Source organism: Acidimicrobiales bacterium (assembly GCA_035531755.1).
Taxonomy (GTDB): domain Bacteria; phylum Actinomycetota; class Acidimicrobiia; order Acidimicrobiales; family UBA8190; genus DATKSK01.
Map to the genome: position 1 here is coordinate 13,090 of DATKSK010000061.1, position 25,844 is coordinate 38,933.

23 protein-coding genes are annotated in these 25,844 nt (G+C 73.9%); 14 read left to right on the forward strand and 9 right to left on the reverse strand.

Annotated features, from left to right (window positions below):
- Positions 1-175: 175 nt before the first annotated feature.
- From VMV22_12385 to VMV22_12395, 3 genes are read left to right on the forward strand one after another with little or no spacing between them, the layout of a single operon-like run.
- On the forward strand, positions 176-1,570 hold the full coding sequence (locus tag VMV22_12385) for a wax ester/triacylglycerol synthase domain-containing protein (protein ID HUY23124.1): 1,395 nt from the start codon (positions 176-178) through the stop codon (positions 1,568-1,570).
- A complete protein-coding gene (locus VMV22_12390) occupies positions 1,570-3,126 on the forward strand; it encodes a wax ester/triacylglycerol synthase family O-acyltransferase (protein HUY23125.1) in 1,557 nt (518 codons plus the stop codon). Before VMV22_12385 ends, VMV22_12390 begins: the two co-directional genes overlap by 1 nt.
- Positions 3,123-4,739 (forward strand): AMP-binding protein, encoded by a 1,617-nt coding sequence (locus tag VMV22_12395; protein HUY23126.1) that lies wholly within the window; start codon positions 3,123-3,125, stop codon positions 4,737-4,739. Before VMV22_12390 ends, VMV22_12395 begins: the two co-directional genes overlap by 4 nt.
- On the opposite strand, the gene VMV22_12400 is transcribed toward VMV22_12395, so the two are convergent.
- From VMV22_12400 to VMV22_12410, 3 genes are all read right to left on the reverse strand, one after another.
- Positions 4,732-5,472, reverse strand: a complete 741-nt coding sequence (locus VMV22_12400) for a hypothetical protein (GenBank protein HUY23127.1) — start codon at positions 5,470-5,472, stop codon at positions 4,732-4,734. The two genes, VMV22_12395 and VMV22_12400, sit on opposite strands and share 8 nt — an antisense overlap.
- Positions 5,460-5,984, reverse strand: a complete 525-nt coding sequence (locus VMV22_12405) for a sigma-70 family RNA polymerase sigma factor (protein ID HUY23128.1) — start codon at positions 5,982-5,984, stop codon at positions 5,460-5,462. Before VMV22_12405 ends, VMV22_12400 begins: the two co-directional genes overlap by 13 nt.
- Before the next feature lie 151 nt (positions 5,985-6,135).
- Positions 6,136-6,777: a hypothetical protein gene (locus VMV22_12410; protein ID HUY23129.1), complete on the reverse strand. Its 642-nt coding sequence runs from the start codon at positions 6,775-6,777 to the stop codon at positions 6,136-6,138.
- Between the two features lie 174 nt (positions 6,778-6,951).
- Between VMV22_12410 and VMV22_12415 the strand changes: the two genes are divergently transcribed.
- From VMV22_12415 to hxpB, 3 genes are read left to right on the forward strand one after another with little or no spacing between them, the layout of a single operon-like run.
- Positions 6,952-7,791 carry a hypothetical protein gene (locus VMV22_12415; protein ID HUY23130.1) on the forward strand — a complete coding sequence of 280 codons (840 nt, stop codon included), beginning with the start codon at positions 6,952-6,954 and terminating at the stop codon, positions 7,789-7,791.
- Positions 7,792-7,827: 36 nt separating this feature from the next.
- Positions 7,828-8,103, forward strand: a complete 276-nt coding sequence (locus tag VMV22_12420; GenBank protein HUY23131.1) for a hypothetical protein — start codon at positions 7,828-7,830, stop codon at positions 8,101-8,103.
- Complete coding sequence (gene hxpB, locus VMV22_12425) at positions 8,100-8,906, forward strand: hexitol phosphatase HxpB (protein ID HUY23132.1); 807 nt, start codon at positions 8,100-8,102, stop codon at positions 8,904-8,906. The genes VMV22_12420 and hxpB overlap by 4 nt, the downstream gene beginning before the upstream one ends.
- Here hxpB and VMV22_12430 read toward each other — a convergent pair.
- Positions 8,903-9,181, reverse strand: a complete 279-nt coding sequence (locus VMV22_12430; protein HUY23133.1) for a hypothetical protein — start codon at positions 9,179-9,181, stop codon at positions 8,903-8,905. The two genes, hxpB and VMV22_12430, sit on opposite strands and share 4 nt — an antisense overlap.
- A gap of 91 nt (positions 9,182-9,272) precedes the next feature.
- On the opposite strand from VMV22_12430, the gene VMV22_12435 reads away from it, so the two are divergent.
- The 3 genes from VMV22_12435 to VMV22_12445 all read left to right on the forward strand — a co-directional run bounded on the left by VMV22_12435 (position 9,273) and on the right by VMV22_12445 (position 11,063).
- Positions 9,273-9,773, forward strand: coding sequence for a glutathione peroxidase (locus VMV22_12435; GenBank protein ID HUY23134.1), 501 nt, complete (start codon positions 9,273-9,275; stop codon positions 9,771-9,773).
- A gap of 47 nt (positions 9,774-9,820) precedes the next feature.
- A complete protein-coding gene (locus VMV22_12440) occupies positions 9,821-10,240 on the forward strand; it encodes a secondary thiamine-phosphate synthase enzyme YjbQ (GenBank protein ID HUY23135.1) in 420 nt (139 codons plus the stop codon).
- Positions 10,241-10,307: 67 nt separating this feature from the next.
- Positions 10,308-11,063, forward strand: coding sequence for a DUF169 domain-containing protein (locus tag VMV22_12445; protein HUY23136.1), 756 nt, complete (start codon positions 10,308-10,310; stop codon positions 11,061-11,063).
- 45 nt (positions 11,064-11,108) lie between these two features.
- Here the strand turns inward: VMV22_12445 and VMV22_12450 are convergent, their stop codons facing one another.
- The 4 genes from VMV22_12450 to VMV22_12465 are packed head-to-tail and all read right to left on the reverse strand — an operon-like array spanning position 11,109 to position 17,868.
- The gene (locus VMV22_12450; GenBank protein ID HUY23137.1) at positions 11,109-12,272 is read right to left on the reverse strand and encodes an acyl-CoA dehydrogenase family protein; all 1,164 of its coding nucleotides are present in this window, start codon (positions 12,270-12,272) and stop codon (positions 11,109-11,111) included.
- Between the two features lie 3 nt (positions 12,273-12,275).
- Positions 12,276-14,171, reverse strand: coding sequence for an acyclic terpene utilization AtuA family protein (locus VMV22_12455; GenBank protein HUY23138.1), 1,896 nt, complete (start codon positions 14,169-14,171; stop codon positions 12,276-12,278).
- A complete protein-coding gene (locus VMV22_12460) occupies positions 14,171-16,213 on the reverse strand; it encodes a biotin carboxylase N-terminal domain-containing protein (protein ID HUY23139.1) in 2,043 nt (680 codons plus the stop codon). The genes VMV22_12455 and VMV22_12460 overlap by 1 nt, the downstream gene beginning before the upstream one ends.
- Positions 16,214-16,269: 56 nt before the next feature.
- Positions 16,270-17,868, reverse strand: a complete 1,599-nt coding sequence (locus VMV22_12465; protein ID HUY23140.1) for a carboxyl transferase domain-containing protein — start codon at positions 17,866-17,868, stop codon at positions 16,270-16,272.
- Between the two features lie 97 nt (positions 17,869-17,965).
- Here VMV22_12465 and VMV22_12470 point away from each other — a divergent pair, with 97 nt between their 5' ends.
- Complete coding sequence (locus VMV22_12470) at positions 17,966-19,078, forward strand: NTP transferase domain-containing protein (GenBank protein ID HUY23141.1); 1,113 nt, start codon at positions 17,966-17,968, stop codon at positions 19,076-19,078.
- A gap of 102 nt (positions 19,079-19,180) precedes the next feature.
- Here VMV22_12470 and VMV22_12475 read toward each other — a convergent pair whose 3' ends face one another.
- Positions 19,181-19,627: a universal stress protein gene (locus tag VMV22_12475; GenBank protein ID HUY23142.1), complete on the reverse strand. Its 447-nt coding sequence runs from the start codon at positions 19,625-19,627 to the stop codon at positions 19,181-19,183.
- A 187-nt stretch (positions 19,628-19,814) separates the two neighbouring features.
- On the opposite strand from VMV22_12475, the gene VMV22_12480 reads away from it, so the two are divergent.
- The 4 genes from VMV22_12480 (at position 19,815) to mfd (ending at position 25,840) form a co-directional block, all read left to right on the forward strand.
- Positions 19,815-20,786: a ribose-phosphate diphosphokinase gene (locus VMV22_12480; protein HUY23143.1), complete on the forward strand. Its 972-nt coding sequence runs from the start codon at positions 19,815-19,817 to the stop codon at positions 20,784-20,786.
- Positions 20,787-20,930: 144 nt separating this feature from the next.
- The gene (locus VMV22_12485; protein HUY23144.1) at positions 20,931-21,599 is read left to right on the forward strand and encodes a 50S ribosomal protein L25; all 669 of its coding nucleotides are present in this window, start codon (positions 20,931-20,933) and stop codon (positions 21,597-21,599) included.
- A gap of 51 nt (positions 21,600-21,650) precedes the next feature.
- The gene (pth, locus tag VMV22_12490; GenBank protein ID HUY23145.1) at positions 21,651-22,220 is read left to right on the forward strand and encodes an aminoacyl-tRNA hydrolase; all 570 of its coding nucleotides are present in this window, start codon (positions 21,651-21,653) and stop codon (positions 22,218-22,220) included.
- Between the two features lie 35 nt (positions 22,221-22,255).
- Positions 22,256-25,840: a transcription-repair coupling factor gene (gene mfd, locus VMV22_12495; protein ID HUY23146.1), complete on the forward strand. Its 3,585-nt coding sequence runs from the start codon at positions 22,256-22,258 to the stop codon at positions 25,838-25,840.
- The last annotated feature ends 4 nt before the right edge of the window (positions 25,841-25,844 follow it).

Here is a 25,844-nt window from a genome sequence, read left to right on the forward strand (position 1 = left end):
CGCCGCCGTGGGAGGCGCTGCCGTCGGAGGCGCCGAGGCCGGAGGGCCCGGGGGACCGCCGTGGCCCGGGTTCGGGACTTCCGGCACTAGCCCCGTCTCCGACCCGGCCGCACGATCGGAGCGTAGGGAGCGGGAGAGCCCAATGGCCAGCTCGACGAGGACCGTCACCGAGACGATGAGTGACAGTGACGCCCTGCTGTGGACGATCGGGCGTGATCCGGTCCTGCGCACCACGATCGTCGCCGTCCTGGTGCTCGACCGGTCCCCGCGCTTCGGGGAGGTGCGAGCCCGGATGGAGGGCCTGACCCAGGCCGAGCCGCGGCTGCGGTCCCGGGTGGAGCCCGCCCCGCTCGGGTGGGGACGGCCGGCCTTCGTGGACGACCCGGGCTTCGACGTGGATCTCCACCTCCGGCGGATGGTGGCGCCGCCACCGGCCACGCTGCGCACCGTGCTCGACCTGGCCCAGGTCATGGGCACCGTGAGCTTCGACCCCGCCCTGCCGTTGTGGGAGGCGGTCGTGGTCGAGGGGCTCGACGCCGGGCAGGCCGCCATGGTGATCAAGCTGCATCACGCCGTCGTGGACGGCGTGGGCGGGATCGGCGTGGCCATGCGGCTCCTCGACCGCCACCGCGGGGCGCGCCCGTCCGACCGGCCGGAGACGCCCGCCGGGCCCGGCGGGCCCGCGCCGCCCGCCGGGCCCGCATCGCCGTCGGCGTCGGCGGCGGGTGTGCTGCGGGCCGGCTGGGCACAGGCGGCGTCGGCGAGCCGTCAGCTCCTCGGCCTGGCCGCCCGCACGGCCGCCCGCCCCGTCGAGCAGGCCGCCCGGGCACGGGCGGGGGCTCGGTCCGTCGCCCGCCTCCTCGCCCCGGCGCGCCGTCCGATGTCGGCACTGCTGTCGGAGCGCGGCATCGCCCGGCGCTTCGAGGTCCTCGACCTCGACCCCCGCCGGCTGCACGAGGCCGGGGCGGCCACGCACAGCACGATGAACGACGTGTTCGTCACCGGCGTCCTGGGCGGTCTGCGCCGGTACCACGAGGCGCACGGCCGGCCCGTCGAAGCGTTGCGGGTGCTCATGCCGGTGAGCGTGCGCACCGGCGGTCACGAGGCCACCGGCAACCACTTCGTCCCGGCGCGGTTCGTCCTGCCGGCGTGCGCAGATCCGGCTGAGCGCCTGGGTCGCGTGCGCGAGATCACCGCGTCGTGGAAGAACGCTCCCGGCCTCGCCGTCAGCGACGTGCTGGCCGCCGGCCTCGACCGGCTGCCACCCCCGCTGGTGAGCCGGGTGTGGGGTTCGCTGCTGAAGGGCGACGACTTCGTCGCCACCAACGTCCCGGGCCCCCGGTTCGAGACCTACCTCGCGGGGGCGCGCATCGAGCACTTCTACGCCTTCGCGCCGCCGTCGGGTGCCGCGCTCAACGTCGCGCTCGTCACGCCGGCGGGACGGGCCTGTGTCGGAGTCAATCTCGACGCCGCCGCCGTGCGCGACCCGTCCGTGATGACCCGGTGCCTGCAGGACGGCTTCGACGAGGTTCTCGGCCTCGCCGGGCGCGTGACCCGGGCCAGCGCATGATGGCCCCCTACGAGCCGCTGGCGCCGCTCGACGCGTTCTTCCTCTACCTCGAGTCGCCGGCGACCCCCATGCACCTCGGTTCCGTGGCGATCTTCGAGGGCGGCCCCCTGCGCGACCGGCACGGGGTGCTGCGGATCGGTGCCATCCGCGACGAGATCGCCTCGCGTCTGCACCTCGTGCCGGCGCTGCGCCGACGGGTCCGCTTCCCCGCGGGCGGCGGGACGGCCCCGGTGTGGGTGGACGACGCCGGGTTCGACATCGGGTTCCACGTCCGCCACGTGGCCGTGCCCGCACCGGGCTCGGACGCCGACCTCACCGACCTGTGCGCCGAGCTCATGGCCGTGCCCCTGGACCGGGCCCGCCCGCTCTGGGAGATGTGGTTCGTGGAGGGCCTCGCGGGTGGCCGGGTCGCGCTCGTCGAGAAGCTGCACCACGCCATGGCGGACGGCATGGCCAGCGTGGAGCTGGCGACGGTGCTGCTCGACCTGGAGCGTCGCCCGGCCGAGCACCACCCGGCACGGCCGTGGCACCCCCGCCCCGGGCCGACGGGGGCGGCCGCCGTGGCCCGTGACCTCGCCCACCGGGGCACCGCGGCGGTGCGCGCCGGCACGCGGGCCCTCGGTGCCATCGTCGACCCCGCCGCCGCCGGTCGAGGCGGGACCGAGCTGCTCGAAGGGCTCGGCACCCTGGCCTCGCCGCGCACCATCGCCCCGACGTCGTCGATCAACGTCCCGGTGACCCGGGGTCGGCGCTTCGCCGTGGTGCGCCGGGACCTGGGCTCCCTGAGGATCGTGGAGGAGCGGTTCGGCGTGACCCTCAACGACGTCGTGCTGGCCGCCGTCACCGGCGGGCTCCGGGTGCTGCTGGCCGGGCGCGGGGAGTCCACCGGCGGGCGGTCGCTGCGCGCCCTGGTGCCCGTGGGCGCCGATCATCACGGTGACCGCCGGCTCGGGAACCGGGTGTCCGCGCTGCTCGTGCCGCTCCCGCTCGGCGCGGAGGACCCCGTGGCCAGGCTGCGGTCGGTGGCGGACGCCGTCGGTGTCCGCAAGGCGAGACACCAGGCACTCGTGGGCGAGGCGCTGCTCGGCCTGCTCGACCCGATGCCCACCCGCCTGCTGGCCACGCTCACGCCGCTCGTGCACCACCAGCGCCTGTGCAATCTCGTCGTGACCAACGTGCCGGGCCCGCAGTTCCCGCTCTACGCCATGGGGGCGCGCATGCTCGAGGTGTTCCCCGTGGTCCCTCTGGCCGGGAACCTGAGCGTCGGCGTCGCCGTCTTCACCTACGACGGGCAGCTCACCGTCGGGATCCTCGCGGACCGGGAGCGGTGCCGGGACGTGGCGGTCCTCGCCGCGGGGGTCGACCGTTCGTTCGCCGAGCTGGTGTCGGCCGCCACCGGCGGGCACAGCCGGCGCCCGGCGCCGGAGTCCCTCGGCGTGTCGCCGGCGCGTCCGCGCGGTGGGAGCGCGACGAGGCACGTCGAGCAGGCGAAGCGCAGTGCCGCGGCCAATGACGGAGCTCGGCGGGCCGCGCCGCCTGGGGGGTCGGTCCTATGAAGACGCGTGGTTCCACGAAAGAGCTCGTCTACCCGCGCTTCCTGCTGCCGCGTGCCGAGCGGTTCGCCGACAAGGTGGGTTTCGTGGACGTCACCAGGAACGGCACCGTCTACGAAGGCACGTTCGCCATGCACGTCGAGCGGGTGCAGCGCCTCGCCGGCGCACTGGGTGGTGAGCTGGGCGTGGGCCGCGGTGACCGGTTCGCGGTGTTGGCCATGAACGGCCACGAGTTCATCGAGCTCTACCACGCCGCGCTGTTCGGGGCCGGGATCATCAATCCCCTGAACATCCGCTTCAGCGTGGCGGAACTGGCGTACGTGCTCCAGGACTCGGGCACCACGGTGGTGTTCACCGACCCCGTCTTCGTCGGCCTGGTTGACCGGGCCCGGGACGAGGAGGGCGTCAAGATCGAGAAGATCGTCATCATCGGGGGCACGCCCGACGACGGTGTCACCGGGCGCGACGACGACACCATCTCCTACGAGGACCTGCTCGCCGCGGCCGCGCCCACGATGCCGCCCGAGCCCGCCGAGGACGACCCCGCGGTGCTGATGTACACGGGCGGGACCACCGGGCTCCCCAAGGGGGCCGTGCTCGACCAGCGCGCCGAGGTCCTGAACGTGTACCACGTGGGGCTGCAGATCGGGCTCGAAGAGACCAGGCGCTTTCTGTTCCAGTCCCCGATGTTCCATGCGGCCGTGGTCGCCGGCGTGGTGGGGATCCCCGCCAGCGGGGCCACCTCGGTGTCGATCCCGCTCTTCGACCCCGAGCTCGTACTGGCGACGATCGAGGAACAGAAGATCGACACGACCATGATGGTCCCCGTCATGCTCTCGATGCTCGAGAAGCACCCCGGGTTCTCGCCCAAGCGCCTGCGGGGGCTCCGCCAGCTCGTCTACGGCGCCGCCCCGATCGCGGCGCCGCTGCTCGAGCGCTGGCTCGACATGCTCCCCGACACCGACTTCTACCAGGGCTACGGCATGACCGAGGCCGCGTCGGTGCTCACCATGCTCGGCCCGGCCGATCACCGGCGGGGCAAGGAGTGCCTGGGCGCGGCCGGCGCGCCGCTGTTCGGCGTGGAGCTGCGGATCACCGACTCGTTCGGGAACGTGGTCGCCCCCAACCAGCCCGGCGAGGTGTGCGCCCGGGGCGGCAACCTCATGCGCGAGTACTGGGGCAAACCCGAGGAGACCGCGGCGGCGTTCCGCGACGGCTGGTACCGCACGGGTGACGTCGGGTTCGTCGACGGCGAGGGACTGCTCCACCTCACCGACCGCGTGAAGGACATGATCGTCACGGGCGGCGAGAACGTGTACTCCACCGAGGTCGAGAACGCCCTGGCCATGCACCCGGCGGTGCAGGACGTCGCCGTCATCGGGATCCCCAGCGACGCGTGGGGGGAGGCCGTCCACGCCATCGTGGTGCTCCGGGAGGACATGAAGGCGTCGGGTGAGGAGCTCATCGAGCACGCCCGCAAGTTCCTGACCAACTTCAAGGTCCCCAAGAGCGTGGAGTTCAGCGACGGGCCGCTCCCGCTGTCGGGCGCGTTCAAGCCGCTCAAGCGTGAGCTGCGGCGCCGCTACTGGGAGGGCCAGGAGCGGCAGGTCAACTGACGCGGGCGCCGCTCGGGGCCGTCGCCGCGGTCGCGCCGGGCGCGCCGGTCGCCTGCGACAGGTCTCCGTCGGTGTGGGGGTCCAGGTAGCCGTGCATCACCACATTCCCGGCGTGGTCCCGGATCCAGACGCTCTTGATCTCGGACAGCTGCAGGGCGCAGGCCATCGTCACCCGGACCGACGCGCCTGCCGTGCGGTAGGTGCCGGTCTGCCACCACGAGCCCGACACGGTCTGCATGGCGACCGACAGGACCTCGCCCTGCGGCTGCCCCGACTCCCACAGCTCCATCGCCGTGCCCCACGGCTCCGCCGTCAGGCGCACGACGGCGTGGACGCGGGGACGGCCCTGGAGCGCCACGGTCCGCGTCACCGACCCCGAAGGCCAGGCCACCGCGGCCACCACTGCGACGACGGCCACCAGTGCGGCGGCAGCAGACCCGAGCACGATGCGGGACCGGCGGCGGTGCCGGTCCGACCGGCTGTCGTCGCGCAGCCGGTCGAGCACGGCGGTGCGCAGGCCGAACGGGAGTTCCTGCTCGTCGAAGTGGTCCGGGTCCGCGGTCGGGAGGACCAGCGAGAGCACGGTGAGGTCGCGCCGTTCGTCGCGGCACGCCGGGCACCCGTCGGTGTGGGCGCTGAGCGCGAGCCGCTCGTCGACCGAGAGCCTGCCCACCACGTCCATGGCGATGAGCCCGCGGTGGTGCTCGCAGCCGTCGGCGATCACCGGTCCCACCCCATCTCCTCGAGCGTGAGCCGCAGTGACCGCAGCGCGTAGAAGAGGCGGCTTCGGACCGTGCCCTCCGGGATGCCGAGGTCTTCGGCGACCTCGCGCCCTGACCGGCCCCGGTAGTACGTCTCCACCAGCACCTGGCGGTGCTCGGGCCGGAGCCTGCGGATGGCTTCCTCGACCTGCCATCCCACCATCGCCACGTCGATCCCGTCGTCGGCCAGGGCGATGTCGGCGCTGAGGGGGTGGGCCTGGCGCACGGCGCGCCACCGGGCGTGGTCGATGACGACCCGCCGGGCGATGGTGAAGAGCCACGTCCGCAGCGTCCCCAGGGTGGTGTCGAACCGGTCCCGCGCCCGCCAGGCGCGGATGAACGTCTCCTGCACGACGTCCTCGGCGGCCGTCGCGTCACTGAGCGACCGCCGCGCGTACCCGTAGAGCTCTCCGCCGTGGGTCAGGAAGGCGGCGCGCAGGCCGGCCTCGTCGGCGGCCTCTGACACGGCCTCCGACTCGGTCACCTCCGACGCTGCCGACTCCGGAGCCGACCCCGGGGCCGCCCCCGCTCGCCCGCGTCCGCGCCCGCCGCGTCCCGGCACGGGGTCGGCGGAGGCGCGACCCGGCGTCAGCACGGCGGCCGCCCCGCGGCGCGACGGGGCGAGGGGCTCGGGCTCAATACCTGTACCCACTCGAGGTGGTCGTCGTCGTGGACGCGGGCCCGCCCGACGAGGCTGTCGTGGCCGAGCCGCTGGACGACCCCACCGCCACCTTGGCGACCGAGAACCCGCCGACGCCGTTCCCCGTCACCTGGCCGGGGGAGGGGTCGGAGAGGAACGTGTAGAGCAGGTTGCCGTTGTAGGTCACCTGCTGCGACCCGTTGGACTGCCTGGACGTGCCGAGTGTGCCGGTCACGCCGGCGCCGGGGGTGGGTGTCGTGCCGGCGGGCACCGTCAACGGCGGCCACGCCTGGATGCACGTCCCGGTGCACGTGCTCTGGGCGGCCCCGTGGTCGGGGCCGTAGGTGTACAGCGCCATGCCGCTGCTGTTCACCAGGACGGTTCCCTGGCTGGTGGACGCCGTCTTCACGGTGGCGGTGGTGGTGGACCCACCGGTGGTGGTGGCGCCCGCTCCGCGGTTGGCGCTCGGCGAGGTGGTGGCGCTCGAGCTCGCCGACGACCCGCAGGCGGCGAGGACGAGGGCGAGCGCGGCCAGGGCGCCTGCGGCGGCTCCCCCCCGGGCCGCGGCCGGGATTCGGGCCGCCGCCCGGCCCGCTCGGTGCGGGGTGTCGGTGGTGACGTCCGCGTGCTGGGTCATCGACGTTGCTCCCTCGGTGGGGCCGGCGGAAAGGGCCGGGTGGGGTCTGACACCAAGGATACGGACGAGGGTGTTCCGGTGTTCACCCGGTGTTCGCCCGGTTTCCACCCGGTGTGACGGGGGTCACCCGCGGGGTCACGGCGGTCGCGTGACCGGGTCGCTACGGTGGCCCCGGTGGCCGCACAGGACAGCCCTCCTCCGGGGGGCAGGGGCCGGGGTGACGGGGAACCGGGCACCCGGGGCTCGGACCATGCCGCCCGGGCCGAGGACGACGCGGGCACCGCCGCCCGAGCGCGCCGGGACGCGGCCGAGGTGCGCCAGGAAGACGCCGAGGTGCGCCAGGAGGAGGCGGAATGGGGGGAGCAGGCGCGTAGTGAGCCTCGCTGGCCGGCGTCGCTCGCCGTGGCGGGGTCGATCGCCCTGTACGTCGTGCTCCCCAAGCGGCTCATCGCCGGCCTCGGGCCCCGGTGGCTCGTCCCGACGCTCGAAGGTGTCCTCGGCGTGGCGCTCCTCGTCGCCAGCCCCCGCCGGATGCCACGCGAGTCGATCCGCCTGCGCTCGTTCGCCATCGTGCTCATCGCCTTCGTGAACCTGGCCAACGTGGTGTCGCTGGGCCAGCTCGTCCACGAGCTCCTCGCGGTGCACCGGCACGGGGCACCCGGCGGGCGCGCCCTCATCTACGCGTCCGCCCCGGTGTGGCTCACCAACGTCCTGGTGTTCGGGTTGTGGTACTGGGAGCTCGACCGCGGCGGCCCGGCGGCCAGGCTCCGCGTGAGCCGTCGGCAACCCGACTTCCTCTTCCCGCAGATGACGGCGCCCTCGGCGACCGTGCCGGACTGGGGACCGACGTTCCTCGACTACCTCTACGTGTCGTTCACCAATGCCACGGCCTTCAGCCCCACCGACACGATGCCGCTCACGTCGTGGGCGAAGATCCTGATGATGGTGCAGTCGCTGGCGTCGCTCCTGACGGTGGCCCTCGTCATCTCGCGGGCGGTCAACATCCTGAGCTGAACCGGGACCGCAGGGCCCCCGGGTAGTCTCCGCCGGGTGCGCCGCCGTCGAGGATGTCGTGCCGCCGCCCAGCTCGCCGATCACGCCCTCCTCCGGCCCGGCGCGTCCGTCGCCCGATTCTCGTCGGTGACGGTCCCCGCCGGCGCCGTGTGGGTGCAGCCCGGCACCGAGTACGACACGGGCGGCTACCGGCGCGTCTCCGGCGCCACCATCCACTACGTGGTGGACGGGCGGCCCGGGTCCTTCGTGATCGGCTCGATGATCAGCTGGTGCGGGGAGTGGTATGGCGTGCACCTGGCGGCGATCCGGTGACACCCCGTCCGGAGGTACCCGGCGCCCAGGGGCACGGCGCCCAGGTACCCGGCGCCCAGGGGCACGGCGCCCAGGGGCACGGCGCCCAGGCACCCGGCGCCCAGGGGCACGGCGCGGCGATATTCGACATGGACGGGTTGCTCGTCGACAGCGAGCCCATCTGGCACGAGGTGGAGATCGACGTGTTCGGCCGCCACGGCGTCCCCCTGACCGTTGAACGGTGCCTCGAGACCAAGGGGATGTTCCTCGGCGAGGCCGTCTCGCACTGGTACGCGCGCTACCCGTGGACCGGTGCGTCGGCGGCGGACGTGTCGGCCGAGATCGTCGACGCCATGGCCGCTCGCCTGGAGGAGAAGGTGGAGCTGAAGCCCGGGGCCCTGCGCTCGCTCGACTTCTGCCGCGACCGCGGGGCGCGCCTGGCACTCGCCTCCTCGTCGCCACGCCGGCTCATCGGCGCCGTGGTGCACCGGTTCGGCCTCGGCGCGCGCTTCACCGTCGTCCACTCCGCCGAGGACGAGCCCGCGGGCAAGCCCGATCCCGCCATCTTCCTCACCACGGCGAGGCAGCTGGGCGTGGCCGCGGCCGAGTGCGTGGTGTTCGAGGACTCGGTCGCGGGCGTGCTCGCCGCCAAGGCCGCCGGCATGGCGTGTGTGGCGGTGCCGGAGCCCGACCCCGTGTCGCGGCCCGCGGGGAACGAACGCGGCCTGCCGGAGGCGTTCGCACTGGCCGACGTGGTGCTGGGGTCGCTGCTCGAGCTCGACGACGACGTGTGGGCGCGGGTGGCGCCGCCGCCTGCCCGTTAAGCGCCGGAACCGCGCCGGGCGGCCATCTCTGACCGGTACCCGGGGAAGTAGCCCTCGATCACGTCGAGGCTGAACCGTCGGAGGATCGACGTCGCCGGCTCGCGCTCGAGCAGGAACTCGAACGACGCCCGGACGAGTCCCGCGCCGTCCTCGCCCCACCCCAACGCCTCGGCGAAGCCGGCGGGCACCGTGACGGCGTGGGCGGTGGAGCCGCCGCCGCCGAGCACCTCGACGGCGAACCTGCCCTCGCCTCCGGTCACGGTGATGTCGGGCACCCGGGTGACGGTAGCGTCCCCCGGCCTGCCAAGCTCAGGCCCGCCGTGCGACAATGCCCCGCCGGCCGAAGTCCCGCCCCAGGAGGAGAACGTGCCCGAGCTCTACGACATCCCCATCCACACGCTGGCCGGCGAGGAGTCGTCGCTGGCGCCCTACAAGGGCATGGCCCTGCTGCTCGTCAACGTGGCGTCGCGCTGCGGGCTCACGCCGCAGTACGCAGGGTTGCAGCGGCTGCAGGACGCCTACGGCGACAAGGGGTTCAGCGTCCTCGGGTTCCCCTGCAACCAATTCCTCGAGCAAGAGCCCGGCACGCCCGGCGAGATCGCCGAGTTCTGCTCGGTCAACTACGGCGTCACCTTCCCGCTCTTCGAGAAGATCGAGGTGAACGGCCCGGGCCGCCACCCCCTGTACGAGCAGCTCACGGCCACGGCCGACGCCGAGGGCGCCGCCGGCGACGTGCAGTGGAACTTCGAGAAGTTCCTCGTCTCGCCCGACGGGGAGATCGTGTCCCGGTTCCGGCCGGGCGTGGAGCCCGAGGACACCGGCCTGGTCGGCGCCGTCGAGGGGGCGCTGCCGGGCGGCGCCGGGTGAGGCTCGCCGACACAGCGGTCCCGTCGGGGTGCTGGGGCGCGGCCTGAATGGACACCACCCTGATCGGCGTCGACACCTCACGCCGGCGCGTCGTGGACCTGACCGAGCTCGTCGAGACGTTCTGCACCGGGCGCGGCGACGGGTTGTGCTCGGTCTTCGCCCCCCACGCCACCGCCGGTGTGGCGCTCATGGAGACGGAGTCGGGCTCCGAGCCCGACCTGGTCGATGCCCTCGACCGGCTCCTGCCGCGTGACGACCGGTACCGCCATCGTCACGGTGCGCCCGGACACGGCGCCGACCACCTGCTCCCGGTGCTGGTGTCGCCGTCGCTCGTGCTCCCGGTGCTCGGTGGCCGTCCGGCCCTCGGGACGTGGCAGCGCGTCGTGTTCGTGGACAACAACACCGACAATCCCGACCGGCAGGTGCGGCTCAGCTTCGTCGCCGACTCCTCCGCGCAGCTGGCGTGACGCGCGGGCCGGCTCGGGGCCGGCCCCGCGCTTGTGCCGGCGGCGAAAGCCGTCGAGGATGGCCGCCATGACATCCCCCATCGCATCCTCGCCGGCCACCTCGGACCATCGGGAACTGGCCGACGCCCTGTCCAGGGCACTGCACCTCGCCGTGGCGCCCATCGGGATCTCCTTCTCCGACGAGGCGCCCGCCGGTGTCCCCGCCTTCGACGAGCCCATGTCGGAGCCCGCCGCCGACGGCCGCGCCGGGCGGGTCCCCGCCGGGTGCGTGTTCTGGGTGCGCGCCGCCGAGCGGAGCTTCACGACGGTCCCCGAGGACCACGGCAACTGCTCGGTCGGCCGGTACACGCACGGGCTCGCCGGCCTCGACGACGTCGCCGGCAACGCCGACGTGGCCGCGCTGCTGGCGTCGGGGTGGGTGGACGCCGAGGCCGTGGGCGAGATCCCCACGATCACCGAGCGTGCCGCGGTGATCGCCTACGGGCCCGTGGCCGAGGCCGCCACCGTCCCCGACGTGGTGCTGCTGCGCGTGAACGGCCGGCAGATGATGGTGCTGGCCGACGCCCTGCCGGGCCTGCGCATCGAGGGCAAGCCCCAGTGCCACATCGTGGCGCTGGCCAAGGAGAGCGGCGCGGTGGCGGCCAGCGTCGGGTGCGCGCTCAGCCGGGCCCGCACGGGGATGCGCCCCGACGAGATGACCGTCGCCGTGCCCGGGAGCCGGCTGGCGGAGGTCACCACCGCGGTGGAGCGTGCCGCCGCCATCGACACCGTGGTGGCCAAGTACGCCGCCGACGACGCCCGGCGCTTCGCGGCCACCGGCTGACCCCGGGAGGTCCCGCCGGCCGCTCCCCGGCCGGTGCCGGCGGGGTCAGTAGGACTTCGGCAGCTGCAGCGAGTGCTGTGCCACGAAGTTCAGGATCATCTCCCGGCTGACCGGTGCCGTGCGCATGAGCCGGGCCAGGCCCCACATGTCGGCCAGGCCGAACTCCGACGACATGCCGTTGCCGCCGTGGGTCTGAATGGCCTGGTCGAGCGCACCCAACGCGGCCTCGGCGGCGGCGTACTTGGCCATGTTGGCGGCCTCGCCGGCGATGCCCGCGTCGGCGCCGGCGTCACACGCCCAGGCCGCCTTCTGGCACATGAGGCGCGCCAGCTCGACCTCGATCTTGGCCTTGGCGAGCGGGTGGGAGATGCCCTGATGGCGGGCGATGGGCGTTCCCCACACCACGCGCTCACGCGCGTAGGCGGCGGCCTTGTCGAGCGCGTAGCGCCCGATGCCGTTGGCCATGGCCGCGGTCATGATCCGCTCCGGGTTCAGTCCCACGAACACCTGGCGCAGCCCGTCGCCCTCGGTGCCGAGCAGCCGGTCGGCCGGGACCTCGACGTTGTCGAAGAACAGGGTGAACTGTTTCTCGGGCGCGACGATCTCCACGGGGATGAGCGTCTTGTCGAGGCCCGGGCTGTCGAGGTCGACGACGAAGAGCGACAGCTTGGCGCGCCCGGTGCCCTCGTCGACCCCCGTGCGCGTCACCACCAGGACGGCTTCGGACTCGTCGGCGCCGGAGATGTAGTACTTCGTGCCCTGGAGCCGGTAGACGTCGCCGTCGCGCGTCGCCGTGGTCGAGATGTTGTGGCTGTTGGACCCGGCGTCGGGCTCGGTGATGGCGAACGCCATCTTGAGCTCGCCCGAGCCGAAGCGGGGCAACCACCGCTGCTTCTGCGCCTGCGCGCCGAAGGCCGCGACGATCGTGGCGCAGATGGCCGGCGACACGACCAGGAGCAGCAGCGGGCAGCCGTTGGCAGCCAGCTCCTCGAGCACGATGGCGAGCTCGGCGATGCCCATCCCGCCCCCGCCGTACTCGGCGGGGACGTTGACGCCCATGAAGCCCCCCGCCGCCAGCTCGTCCCACAGCTCGTCGGCGCGCCCGCCGGCCCGCGCCCGCTCGGCGAAGTAGCCGTGGCCGTACTTCGACGCGATGCCGCCCACCGCCTCGCGCAGCATGTGCTGCTCGTCGGTCTCATTGAAGTCCATGGCTCACCTCGTGTCGTCTGCCGGTGCGGTCACTGGCGGCGCCCCGGTGTCGGTTGCGATCGGATCAGTCGGAGCGCCCCCGTCGAGCAGGGCGACGGGCACGTCCACCAGGCGTGACCGCAGGTACTCGCCCAGGCTCTTCGCCTGGGGGTCGGGCCGGGTCGACGAGGCCACGCCTTCGCCGAGCAGACCGTGCACCACGAAGTTGACGGCGAGCAGGTTGGGCAGCTCGTAGCGGTCCACGGCGAGGTCCTGGGCTTCGGGCAGCAGGCGGCGCAAGCGCTCGACCGTGAGCTCGCCCGCCAGCCAGTCGTACTCGGCCGGCCTGCGGACCCACAGGCCCACGTTGGCGTTGCCTCCCTTGTCGCCGGACCGGGCCCCGGCCAGGGTGCCCAGCGGCAGCCGGCGTGTCGCGCTCGCGCCCCGGGCCGCTCCGGCGCCGCCTGCACCGGCCGGGCCACCCGAGCCGGCCGTCGCCTCAGTGCTTGTCCGCGCCGCGGCCGTCGTGCCGGCGGGCGCGGTGGGACCCGGTGGGATCGGGACTCGGCGACCGTCGTGGAGCACCGCCGTCTCGACGGCCACGTCGCGCGGCACGAGCGTCGGCCAGAAGACCCCGTAGGCCGTGCCCTCGCCCGGCGGCGCGGTCAGGTAGAAGCCGGGATAGCTGGCCAGGGCGAGCTCGGTCGCCGCGTTCGAGAACCTCCGCCCCACCTTGTCGGGGTCGGGGTCCTTGACGGTGATGCGCAGCTGGGCGCTCGCCTGCTCGTTGGTGGGGGCGTCGGGCACGTCGGTGCGGACGAGGCGTGTGTCGTAGTGCGCCACGCGCCCCGCTCCCGACAGGAGCTCGTCCACGGTGCGACGGACGAGGGCCGCCTTCTCCTCGATGTCGAGGCCGGTCAGCACGAAGGTCATCGTGTTGCGCCATCCGGCGAGGAGGTTGACCGACACCTTGAGCTTCTCGGGCGCGGGGTGGCCGACGGCGCCCGACACGCGCACCCGGTCGTCCCCCACCTGCTCGACATGGAGCGTCGAGAAGTCCGCCACGACATCGGGGTTGGCGTACAGGGGTCCGCCGATCTCGTAGAGGAGCTGTGCGGTCACGGTGCCGACCGACACCAGGCCTCCGGTGCCGGCGTGCTTGGTGATGACCGCCGAGCCGTCCTCGGCCACCTCCGCCACGGGGAAGCCGGGGTGCTCGAGCCCGGGCACCTCGCGGAAGAACGCGTAGTTGCCACCGGTCGCCTGGGTACCGCACTCGATGACGTGGCCGACGGCCACCGCGCCCGCCAGGCGGTCCCAGTCGCTGCGGGCCCACCCGAAGTGCCACACCGCGGGGCCCACCACCAGCGAGGCGTCGGTCACCCGCCCGGTCACGACGACGTCCGCCCCGCCGGCGAGCGCCTCGGCGATGCCGAACCCGCCGAGGTAGGCGTGGGCGCTCACGGGGTCGCTGCCGGCCTCGGCCAGCGGCCTCCCGGTGTCGAGGTGGGCCAGCGGGTCGCCCGCGGCCTGCAGGCCCGGAAGGCGGTCGAGGACGTCGTCGCCTTCGACGTGGGCCACGGCGGCGTCGATCCCCAGCGTGCCGGCGAGCTCGCGCAGGCGCTCGGCCAGCCCGGCGGGGTTGAGGCCACCGGCGTTCGTCACCACCTTGACGCCGCGGTCGACACAGGTGCCGAGGACGTCCTCCATCTGCCGGTAGAAGGTGCGGGCGTAGCCGAGGCTGCGGTCACGCTGGCGCGACTTCCACAAGATGAGCATCGTCAGCTCGGCGAGGTAGTCGCCCGTGAGGACGTCGACATGACCGCCGTCGAGGAGCTCGCGCGGCGCCGCCAGGCGGTCCCCGAGAAAGCCCGAGCAGTTGGCGATGCGCACCACCCCCGGCGCGGCGCCGTCCACCATCAGCCGCCCTCGACCGAGTCGTCGTCGTCGACGACCACCAGGAGGCGTCCCGCCTCGACCTGCTCGCCCGCAACCACGTGGACCTCGGTGACCGTCCCCCCGGTCGGCGCCCGCACCTCGTGCTCCATCTTCATGGCCTCGATGGCCACGAGCGTGTCGCCCGCGGCCACGAGATCACCGGTCCCCACCGCCACCTTGACCACGGTCCCCGGGAGCGGGGCCACGAGGGCCCCGGCCGCCAGCTGCGCGCCCGGGAGCGGGAAGCGCTCGACGTCGGTGAGCACCGACGACCCGTCGGGGCCGTCGACGAACGTGCGCGGCCCGGCGCGCTCGACGTCGTAGCGGCGCGACACACCGTCCACGGCCAGCACCACGGCACCCGGCGCACACGACCCGACGGAGATGTCGCCGCGCTCCTCGCCGTCGACGGCGACGGCCGTGCACCGCCCGGCCCTGTCGAACTGGTAGCTGACCTCGACCGGGCCGTCCGGGCCGAGGAACGCCGTGCGCTGGGGCAGCGACGGGTTGTTGCGCCACCCGGAGGGCATCGCCCCGAGCACGGTGGCATCGTGCCGGCGTTGGGCCTGGGCGGCGAGGGCGCCGGCCACGGCGTGCAGCCGGCGGGCGGGGGCGTCGGCCAGTGGTGCGCCCAGCGTGGCGGGATCGTGGCGCTCCAGGAAGCCGGTGTCGATGTCGCCGGCGAGGAATTCGGGATGGCGCAGGATGCGGACGAGGAGGTCGCGGTTGGTCACGACCCCGTGGATCCGCGCCCGGGCGAGCGCTCCCGCCAGCGCACGCGCCGCCTCGTCGCGAGTCGGCGCGTGGGCGATCACCTTGGCGAGCATCGGGTCGTAGAACGAGGAGACCTCCGAGCCGTCCTCGACGCCGCTGTCGGTGCGTATCCCCGCAACGGCCGGGATGGTGACGCGATGGAGGTGGCCGGCGCTCGGTTGCCACGACCGGGTGGCGTCCTCGGCGTACACCCGGGCCTCGATGGCGTGGCCCGTCATGGTGGCCCCGAGGACCTCGGGCGGGAGGGGGAGGCCGTCGGCCACCAGGAGCTGCAGCCGCACGAGGTCGAGCCCGGTGACGCACTCGGTGACCGGGTGCTCCACCTGCAACCGCGTGTTGACCTCCAGGAAGGCGAAGCGCCCGTCGGGGAGCAGGAGGAATTCGACGGTGCCGGCGTTCACGTACCCGATGGCGCGCGCCGCGGTGACGGCGGCCTCACCCAGCTCGCCGCGCCGCGCCGGGGAGATCGCGGGGGACGGGCTCTCCTCGATGATCTTCTGGTGGCGGCGCTGGATGGAGCATTCCCGCTCGAAGAGGTGCACGACGTTGCCGTGGCTGTCGCCGAAGATCTGCACCTCGACGTGGCGCGGCCGCGCCACGTAGGGCTCGAGGAACACGGTGCCGTCGCCGAAGGCCGACGTCGCCTCGCGCTCCGCGGACACGAGGGCGTCGGCGAGGTCGTCGGGGCCCTCCACGATCCGCATGCCCCGCCCGCCCCCGCCGGCGGATGCCTTGACCAGCACGGGCCAGCCGAGGGCGGCGGCCGCGGCCACGAGGTCGGCGTCGAGTGCGCCGCCCGACCCGGTGCCGCCGCCGGCGGCGGCCGCCGTGGCGGCGGGGGAGACCTCGACCGTCGGGAGCACGGGCACGCCGGCGGCCGCCATCGTGGCCTTGGCGGCCAGCTTCGACCCCATGGCCTCGATGACCTCCGGCGGCGGTCCCACGAAGACCAGCCCCGCCGCCGCGCAGGCCCGGGCGAAGCCCGCGTGCTCCGACAGGAAGCCGTAGCCGGGGTGCACGGCGTCCGCCCCGCTGGCGGTGGCTGCGGCCACGAGGGCATCCACGTCGAGGTAGGTGTCGACGGGGGCGGCGCCGGGCAGGCGCACGAACTCGTCGGCCTCCGACACGTGCGGCGCGCCGGCGTCGGGATCGGAGCACACGGCCACGCAGGCGACGCCCAGCGCGTGCGCGCTGCGGATCACGCGGCGGGCGATCTCACCGCGGTTGGCGACGAGGAGCTTGGTGATCACCGGTTCACATCCGGCACTGGGTCACATCCGGCACTGGGTCACATCCGGCACTGGGGTCACATCCGGAACACGCCGTACCCACGGGTGCCCCGAATCGGCGTGTTGTCGATGACCGAGAGGCACATGCCGAGCACGTGGCGGGTGTCGCGGGGGTCGATGATGCCGTCGTCGTAGAGGCGGGCGGTCAGGAACAGCGGCAGGGACTCCGACTCGATCTGGGCTTCCACCATGGCGCGCATCTGCGCGTCGGCCTCCTCGTCGAACTCCTGGCCCCGCGCCGCGGCCCCCTGGCGTCCCACGATGGACAGCACGCCGGCGAGCTGCGCCGGCCCCATCACCGCCGAGCGGGCGTTGGGCCACGCGAACAGAAAGCGCGGGTTGTACGCCCGGCCGCACATGCCGTAGTTCCCGGCACCGTAGGAGGCCCCGATGTTGACGGTCAGGTGGGGGACCTGCGAGTTGGACACGGCGTTGATCATCTTGGCGCCGTCCTTGATGATCCCGCGCTGCTCGTAGTCCTTGCCCACCATGTAGCCCGTGGTGTTCTGCAGGAAGAGCAGCGGCGTGTCGGCCTGGTTGGCGAGCTGGATGAATTGCGTCGCCTTGTTGGCCTCCTCGCTGAACAGCACCCCGCGATGGTTGGCCAGCACCCCGATCGGGTAGCCGTGGATGGACGCCCAGCCGGTCACGAGGCTCGACCCGTACAGGGGCTTGAACTCGTCGAAGCGCGAGCCGTCGACCACTCGGGCGAGGACGTCGCGCGGGTCGAAGGGGACGCGCAGGTCGGCCGACGCGATGCCGAGGAGCTCCTCGGGGTCGTGCAGGGGCTCCTCCGCCCCCGTGGAGGGCCCCGGCCCGAGCTTGCGCCGGTTCAAACGCGCCACGATGTCGCGTCCGATGCGGACGGCGTCGATCTCGTCGGTGGCGAGGTAGTCGGCCAGGCCGCTCACCCGGGCGTGCATCTGGGCCCCGCCCAGCTCCTCGTCGTCGGACTCCTCGCCGGTCGCCATCTTCACGAGCGGGGGCCCGCCCAGGAACACCTTGGAGCGGCCGTCGATCATCACGATGTGGTCGCTCATCCCCGGCACGTACGCCCCGCCGGCGGTGGAGTTCCCGAACACCAGGGCGATCGTGGGGACGGCCGCCGCCGAGCGCTGGGTCAGGTCGCGAAAGCCCCGGCCGCCGGGGATGAAGATCTCCGCCTGGGTGGGCAGGTCGGCCCCCCCCGACTCGACCAGGCTGATCGACGGGAGGCGGTTCTCGAGGGCGATGTCGGCGAGGCGCGACGACTTGCGCATCGTGAAGGGGTTGGTGGCGCCCCCCCGCACGGTCGGGTCGTTCGCCGACACGAGGCACTCCACCCCGTTCACGACCCCGATGCCCGAGACCAGGCCGGCCCCGACGTGGTACTCGGTCCCCCACGCGGCCAGGGGAGCGAGCTCCAGGAAGGGGGAGTCCTGGTCGAGCAGGAGCTCCACCCGCTCGTGGGCCGGGAGCTTCCCGCGCGTCCGGTGCCGCTCCACGTAGCGGGCGCCGCCCCCGGCCCGGGCCTCGGCGAGCTGCGCCTCCACCTCGGCCAGCGCCACCTCCATCGCCTGGCGGTTCTGGCGGTAGGCGTCCGAGGCGGGGTCGACCGTCGAGGTCAGGACCGGCATCGTGCGGGGGCGGGCACGCCCGGGGGCGCGCCGGCGGCGCCCGGGGTCGTCGTGGCCTGCGCAGTCCCCCCCGTCATCGGGTGACAGACTAAACCGCATGCCGCCGCGCCCGCTCTCCGCCGTCGTGCTCGCCGCCGGTGAGGGCACCAGGATGCGCTCGTCGCGCCCGAAGCCGCTCCACCGCCTGTGCGGCCGGCCCATGATCCTCCACGTCCTGGACGCGCTGGCCGAGCTGCCCGTGCACAAGGTCGTGGTCGTCGTCGGCCACCGGGGTGACTGGGTGACCAAGACCCTCGTCGACCACGCGCCGCCGTCGCTCGCCATCGAGTTCGTCGAGCAACCCGCGCAGCTCGGGACGGGGGACGCCTTGGCCGTGGGGCTCACCGCCCTGCCCGACGGGCTCGACGACGCCGAGGGGGACGTGGTCGTGCTCCCCGGCGACACGCCGCTGGTCCGCCCGGCGACGCTCGCCGCCCTGGTGCGCCACCACCGCACCGCCGGCGCGGCCGCCACCCTCCTCACCGCCGTGCTGCCCGACCCCACCGGGTACGACCGGGTGGTCCGGGGCAAGGACGACGCCGTCGTGCGGGTCGTGGAGGACGCCGAGGTCGGCGGCGACGACGACGCCGTCGACGAGGTGGCGACGACGATCCACTGCTTCCGTCACGCCGTGCTGGCCCCCGCCCTCCGCCGCCTGCGGCCGATCGGCCGGACCGGTGAGCACTCCCTGACGGGGATCTACGCCGTGCTCCACGACGCCGGGTACCGGGTGGAGTCCCTGGTCGTCGCCGATGCCATGGAGGCGGCGGGGGTGAACGACCGCGCCCAGCTGGCGGTGGCCGACGCCGAGCTGCGGGACCGCATCAACGAGCGGTGGATGCGCCGGGGGGTCACGATGTGGGACCCCGAGCGCACCTACGTCGACGCCAACGCCCAGCTCGAGCCCGACGTCGTCCTTCTGCCCGGGGTGGTCCTCCAGGGGGAGTGCGTCCTGGGTGCCGGGGCCGAGGTGGGCCCCGACTGCCACGTCGTCGACAGCCGCATCGGGCCGGGCGCCCGGGTCACGAAGAGCACGGTGGTGCGAGCCGAGGTCGGGCCGGACGCCCGGGTCGGGCCCTTCGCCGTCCTCGGCCCCGGGGCGCACGTCGCCGCCGGTGAGGTCGTGCACCCCTTCACCCGGCTGGGGGCCGACTCGCCCGCGCTCGACTGATCGGCCCGGGACGCGCCGGCGGGGCCGACGCGCCGGGGGCCAGCTGTGCGCCGCGCGCGACGGTCGGACCCGGGGTCAGGTGGCGGGCACGGGGCCGCCGGATCAGGTGGTCTGCACGATGAAGACGGCGCAGGGCGCCTGGTGGGCCACCGAGTTCGGCACGCTCCCCAGTACCCGGCGCACCCCCGCCATGCCCCTGTTGCCGACCACGATCAGGTCGGCCCTCTCCTGCTCGGCCACCCGCACCAGGGCCTCCGCGGGGTCCCCGGTCTCGGTGTGGCCCTCGACGGCGACCCCCGCCGCCCGCGCCCGCGCGCACTGGTCGTCGAGCAGGGCCTCGGCCACGCCACCCGGGCCCAACTGGTGGCGGAACTCGTCGGGCACGCCCGAGGACCGCACCGGGCGAGGTTTGTAGACCGTCACGATGTGCAGGGTGGCCGAGAACATCTTGGCGACCTCTGTCGCGCTGCGCACCGCCTCGGCCGCCGAATCGGAGCCGTCCGTCCCTACCACCACCGACGAGAACACGGGCACCCCCTCGGCGCGCACTTTATCCAGGTCCCGCCCCTGTCGCTCCCGCTGCCCCTGCCGTACCCGCGGCTGGCGCCGTCCCCGCCGCCGCCGGCGTCCCGCGGCGCCCCGCAGGCCCGGGTGGCGCCCCGGTGCCGGGAAGGCGTCCGCCGGGAGAGGAGTGCCCACGACGCACGACCCTGGTGGCGCGGTAGCGTGCGGGCGCATGGAGCTGGTCCCCGTACGGCGTCTCGAGTTGGTCACCGGCCGGTCGCACCCGGCCCTGGCCCAGGAGATCGCCTCCCACCTCGAGGTCGAGCTGAGCGGGGTGAACCTCCGGGAATTCGCCAACGGCGAGGTCCACTGCCGCTACGACACGTCACTGCGCGGCAGCGACGTCTTCATCGTGCAGACACATGCCGGCCCGGTCAACGACGCCATCATGGAGCAGCTCATCATGATCGACGCCGCCAAGCGGGCGTCGGCCAAGCGCATCACCGCGGTGTGCCCCTACTACGGCTACTCGCGCCAGGACCGGAAGGCGACGGGGCGCGAGCCCATCACCGCCAAGCTGGTGGCGGACGTGCTCCAGGTGGCGGGCGCCGACCGCGTCGTCAGTGTCGACCTGCACTCGGGGCAGATCCAAGGCTTCTTCAACGTCCCCTTCGACCACCTGACCGCCACCCCGGTCCTGGTGGAGGAGCTCCACCGCCTCGGGACGAGCGATCTCGTGATCGTGGCGCCCGATGCCGGTCGGGTCCGGGTGGCGGAGCGCTTCAGCCAACACCTCGGCGCCGACCTGGCCTTCGTGCACAAGCGCCGCCCCCGGGGTACCCACAACCAGGTCGAGGCCCTCGACGTGGTGGGCGAGGTGGATGGTCGCCACTGCGTGCTGATCGACGACATGATCGACACCGCCGGCACCATCTGCGCGGCGGCCGAGCTCCTGGCCGAGCGGGGTGCCGCCGAGATCTCGGCCATGGCCACCCACGGGGTCCTGTCCGACCCCGCGCTCGAGCGCCTGGAGAAGTCGCCGCTGTCGCGGGTCGTGGTCACCAACACCCTGCCGATCCCCGAAGAGCGCCGCATCGACAAGCTCCACGTGCTCTCCGTGGCGAAGCTCATCGCCGACGCCATCGACGCCGTCTTCGAGGACACGTCGGTCTCCGAGATCTTCGGCGGCGACAACCTGTCCTGAACAGGCGGCCGCCCACCCGGTCCGGGTGCACGGGCGAACGTGGGGATCGTGTCGTCGTGGTGCGGGCGGGCCCCGGTTTTCGCCGTCCCTGGCCTGGCCCTCTATGCTGTGAGGTCCGTTCGCATCCCCGAGGAGCCCGTCGAAATGGCCGAACTCACCCTGGTCGCCGAAGCCGGCCGCCGTCCGGGCAGCCGCCCGGCGCGTCGACTGCGCCACGAGGGCCGCATCCCCGGCGTGGTCTACGGCCCCGGGGTGGAGCCCATCGCCGTGTCGGTGGCGGCGCGTGACCTGCGCACCGTGCTGAGCACCGACGCCGGTCTCAACGCCGTGGTGTCCCTGCGGGTCGACGGCCAGCGGTTCCTGACCATGGCGCGCGAGCTCCAGCGGCATCCGGTGCGCGGCAGCGTGACGCACGTCGACTTCCAGGTCGTCGACCCCGACCGCGAGGTCTCGGCCGAGGTCCCCATCACGCTGACCGGGGAGGCCGTCGAGCTCGGCCGGGCCGACGGTGTGCTCGAGCAGCAGATGTTCGCGCTCACGATCAAGGCGCGTCCCGCCGACATCCCGTCGCACCTCGAGGTCGACATCACCGACCTCGTGATCGGCGCCGCCGTGCGGGTGTCGGACATCGCCCTGCCGGCGGACGTGGTGACGGAAGTCGACCCCGAAGCCATCGTGGCCGCCGGCCAGCCCCCGCGGGTGCAGACCGCCGCGGAGGGCGCCGAGGGTGCCGCCGAGGGCGCCGAGGGTGCCGGCGAGCCCGAGTCGGGCGGCGGGGCCGAGTCCACCGGCGAGTCGGGCGCGGAGAGCTGAGTCATCCGGCGACTGCTGCCCACGGGCAGGGGGGCGGCCGCCGACCTGCTGGTGGTGGGGCTCGGTAACCCCGGAGCGGAGTACCAGCGGACGCGCCACAACCTCGGCGCGGACACCGTCGACGTGCTCGCCGGCCGCTTCGGTGAGCGCCTGCGACCGGAGAAGGGCACCCGCGCCGTCGTCGCCCAGGCCCGGCTGGGCGGGTCCCTGGTGGTGCTGGCCGTGCCCCAGACCTACATGAACGAGTCCGGCCTCGCCGTGGCCGCCCTCGTGCGACGGTACCGCCTGGTCGAGCTCAGCCGGCTCGTCGTCGTCCACGACGAGCTCGACCTCCCCACGGGCCGCGTCAAGGTCAAGGTGGGCGGCGGCACGGCCGGCAACAACGGGCTCAAGTCCGTGCACGCGCACCTCCACGATCCGGGGTACGTGCGGGTGCGGATCGGCATCGGCAAGCCGCCCGGGCGCGAGGCGGGCGCCGACTACGTCCTGCACCGACCGAGCCGCGCCCAGCGCGAGGCGCTCGACGTGGCCGTGGAGGTGGCGGCGGACGCCGTCGAGGCCATCGCCACCGAGGGCGTCGAGGCCGCCATGCAGCGCTTCAACACGGACACGCTCCCGTAGCCGGGTGCCGGCCGCGTCGTCGGTAGCCTGACCAGGTGAGCCTGCGCTCGCTCCCCCAGATGCTCCGGCACGAGCCCGCCATGGTCGACGCCATGGCGGCGGGGACCGGCGCGTTGGCGGTGCCCGACGCCGCCACCGCCTTCGTGCTGGCGGGACTGTGCCGCCTGGGCGAGCGGCGACCGCTGCTGGTGGTCACACCCACGGTCGGCGACGCCGAGCGGCTCACCCACGACCTCGGGGCCTTCCTCGGTGCCGACACGGTCGCCCTCTTCCCGGCGTGGGACACCCTTCCTTTCGAGCGCGTGAGCCCCGAGCTCTCCACCATGGGGGCGCGCCTGCGCCTGTTGTGGCGCGTCCAGGACCCGTCGACCTCGCCGGCGGTGATCGTGGCGCCCGTGCGCGCCCTGCTCCAACGTCTGGGCCCCTTCGAGGATGCCGCCGTCCCCGTGCGCGTGGCGCGCGGGGAGCGCCTCGACCAGCGGGGGCTGGTGGAGCGGCTCGTCGGCCTCGGGTACCGGCGGGAGTACCAGGTCGAGCACCGGGGCGAGCTCGCCGTGCGGGGCGGGATCGTGGACGTGTTCCCGTCGACCGCCGAGCTGCCGGTGCGGATCGACCTGTGGGGCGACGAGGTGGACCGCCTCACGGAGTTCGACCCCGGTGACCAACGTTCTCTGGACGACCTCGCCGAGGTCGAGATGTTCGGCTGTCGTGAGGTGCTCCCCACCCCGGCGGCGCGTGCCCGGGCGGCGGCCCTCGTGGGCGCCGAGCCCTGGGGGCGGTCGCAGTGGGAGCGTCTGGCGGCCGGCCAGCTCTTCGACGGCATGGAGTCGTGGCTTCCCTGGTTGGTCGAGGAGGAGCGCGTGCTCCCCGACCTCGTCGCTCCGGGCGGACGGCTCGTGCTGCTCGACCCGAGGCGCATCCGGGACCGCGCCGCCGAGCTCAACGACGAGGAGGCGGCCCTGGCCGGCGCTCTCGCCGTGACCTGGGGCGTCGCCGGGCGGGCGACCGGCACCGGGGCACAGGAAGCCGGTGCACAGGAAGCCAGTGCACAGGAAGACGGGGCACAGGAAGCCGGTGCTGTCGGGCCCGGGGGCTTCCCTCGCCTCCACGTGCCCTACGACCGACTGCTCGAGCACTGTGCGGCCCCCGTGCTGTCGATCGTGCCCGTCGCCGACGCGCCGAGCATGCCGGGCGTCACGGCCCATGGCTTCGAGCCCGTGCACGGGGACCGGGCCCGGCTGGCGGCCCAGCTGTCGTCGCTCGTGTCGGGCGGGTACTCGGTGACGGTGTGCGCCGAGGGCTCCGGCTCGGCCACCCGCCTGGCGGCCGTGCTCGCCGAGGAGGGCCTCGCCGTCGAGGTCGTGGAGACCGGGGACGGCGACGGGCCCGACCTGTCCCGTCCGGGCATCCGCGTGGTGGCCGACCCGCTCGAGCACGGCTTCGTGATCCCCACCGTCAAGGTGGCGGTGCTCGCCGAGGCCGACATGACCGGCCGGCGCCGTGCGCACCGTCCCGCCCGGGCCCGCGCCCGACCCACGGACGGCTTCTTCGACGACCTCGCCCCCGGCGACTTCGTGGTGCACCGCCAGCACGGCGTCGCCCGCTACGCCGGCATGGTGACGCGCACCGTCAACGGGGCGTCGCGCGACTACCTGCTGCTGGAGTACCGCGGCGACGACAAGCTCTACCTGCCGTCCGACCAGATCGACGTGCTGACCCCCTACAGCGGGGGGGAGACGCCCACCCTCAACCGGTTGGGCGGGTCCGAATGGCAGCGCACGCGGGCCAAGGCCCGGGCCGCCGTGCACGAGATCGCCCAGGAGCTCGTCGAGCTGTACCGGCGACGCCTGCACAGCAAGGGCCACGCCTTCGCGCCCGACACGCCGTGGCAGCGCGAGCTCGAGGACTCCTTCGCCTTCACCGAGACCCACGACCAGCTGCGCGCGGTCGAGGAGACCAAGCGCGACATGGAGTCCGACGTTCCCATGGACCGCCTGGTGTGCGGCGACGTCGGCTTCGGCAAGACCGAGGTCGCCGTGCGCGCCGTGTTCAAGGCGATCCAGGACGGCAAGCAGGCCGCCGTGCTCGTGCCGACCACGCTCCTGGCCCAGCAGCACGCCCAGACGTTCGCGGAGCGCTACGCCGGGTTCCCGGTCCGCGTGGAGATGTTGTCGCGCTTTCTGACCCCCGCCCAGGCGCGCGCCGTGGTGGCGGGCGTGGCGGCGGGCACCGTCGACGTGGTCATCGGCACCCACCGGGTCCTCGCCGGCGACGTCACCTTCAAGAACCTCGGGCTCCTCGTCGTGGACGAGGAGCAGCGCTTCGGCGTGAGCCACAAAGAGGCCATGAAGCAGATGGCCGCCGACGTCGACGTGCTCACGCTGACCGCGAACCCCATTCCCCGCACCCTCGAAATGGCGCTGACCGGCATCCGCGACCTGTCGCTCATCAACACGCCGCCGGCGGCACGCCAGCCGATCCTCACCTACGTGGGCGAGTTCGAGGAGGCCGCCGTGGTCGAGGCGCTCCGTCGCGAGCTGCTGCGGGAGGGGCAGGCGTTCTTCGTGCACAACTGGGTCCAGAACATCGAGGCCGTCGCCGCACGGTTGCGGAGCCTCGTGCCCGAGGCCCGGGTGGCCGTCGCCCACGGCCAGATGGACGAAGGATCGTTGGAGCAGGTGGTCCTCGACTTCTGGGAGAAGCGCTACGACGTCCTCGTGTGCACGACCATCATCGAGTCGGGCATCGACATCCCCGCCGTCAACACGCTCGTCGTCGACCGCGCCGACCGCCTCGGGCTGGGCCAGCTGCACCAGCTGCGCGGCCGGGTGGGACGCGCCGGGCAGCGTGCCTACGCGTACCTGTTCCACCCCGCCGACCGGGTCCTGACCGAGGCGGCCTACGAACGGCTGCGGACGATCGGCGAGCAGACGGAGCTCGGAGCCGGGTTCAAGATCGCCATGCGCGACCTCGAGATCCGCGGGGCGGGCAACCTGCTCGGGCGCGACCAGTCCGGGCACATCGCCGCGGTGGGCTACGACCTCTACGTGCAGCTCGTGGCGGAAGCGGTGGCGGAGTTGAAGGGCGAGCCGCTGCGCACCGCCGTCGACGTCACCATCGACGTCCCCTCCGACGCCCACCTGCCCGCCGCGTACGTCGCCCGTGAGGACCTGCGCCTCGAGGCGTACCGGCGCCTGGCGGCGGTCTCCACCGGGGCCGAGGTGGACGACATCCGGGCCGAGTGGGCGGACCGCTTCGGGCCGCCGCCGCGCCCGGCCGAGGGCCTGTTGTCCGTCGCCCGGCTGCGCGCCGCGTGCCTGCGCACCGGCGTGCGCGAGGTGTCGGCCACGGCGGCCCGCCCCGGCCAGGGCGCCGGCCCCCCGGGCCGACGCGGGCTGGTGGCCCGCCTCGCCCCCCTCGACCTCCCGGCTTCGGCCCGGGTCCGGCTGCGGCGCCTGCGACCCGCGGCGGTCGTCAAGGAGGACCTGCACCAGCTCGTGGTCCCGCTCGGGCCCGACGAGCAGCCGGTGGAGGCCCTGACAGACCTCCTGGACCAGCTGGTTCCGGTGGTGTCCGCCGGTGACGGGGCCGAATCGTCGGGGGTCGCGGGGCGCCGGTAGAGTG

Bases quoted from the DNA above. Each gene is read 5' to 3' on its own strand.
- VMV22_12385 (HUY23124.1), top strand. From the start codon at position 176: ATGAGTGACAGTGACGCCCTGCTGTGGACGATCGGGCGTGATCCGGTC.
- VMV22_12390 (HUY23125.1), top strand. From the start codon at position 1,570: ATGGCCCCCTACGAGCCGCTGGCGCCGCTCGACGCGTTCTTCCTCTAC.
- VMV22_12395 (HUY23126.1), top strand. From the start codon at position 3,123: ATGAAGACGCGTGGTTCCACGAAAGAGCTCGTCTACCCGCGCTTCCTG.
- VMV22_12410 (HUY23129.1), bottom strand. From the start codon at position 6,777: ATGACCCAGCACGCGGACGTCACCACCGACACCCCGCACCGAGCGGGC.
- VMV22_12440 (HUY23135.1), top strand. From the start codon at position 9,821: ATGGACACCACCCTGATCGGCGTCGACACCTCACGCCGGCGCGTCGTG.
- VMV22_12445 (HUY23136.1), top strand. From the start codon at position 10,308: ATGACATCCCCCATCGCATCCTCGCCGGCCACCTCGGACCATCGGGAA.
- VMV22_12450 (HUY23137.1), bottom strand. From the start codon at position 12,272: ATGGACTTCAATGAGACCGACGAGCAGCACATGCTGCGCGAGGCGGTG.
- VMV22_12455 (HUY23138.1), bottom strand. From the start codon at position 14,171: ATGGTGGACGGCGCCGCGCCGGGGGTGGTGCGCATCGCCAACTGCTCG.
- VMV22_12465 (HUY23140.1), bottom strand. From the start codon at position 17,868: ATGCCGGTCCTGACCTCGACGGTCGACCCCGCCTCGGACGCCTACCGC.
- VMV22_12470 (HUY23141.1), top strand. From the start codon at position 17,966: ATGCCGCCGCGCCCGCTCTCCGCCGTCGTGCTCGCCGCCGGTGAGGGC.
- VMV22_12480 (HUY23143.1), top strand. From the start codon at position 19,815: ATGGAGCTGGTCCCCGTACGGCGTCTCGAGTTGGTCACCGGCCGGTCG.
- VMV22_12485 (HUY23144.1), top strand. From the start codon at position 20,931: ATGGCCGAACTCACCCTGGTCGCCGAAGCCGGCCGCCGTCCGGGCAGC.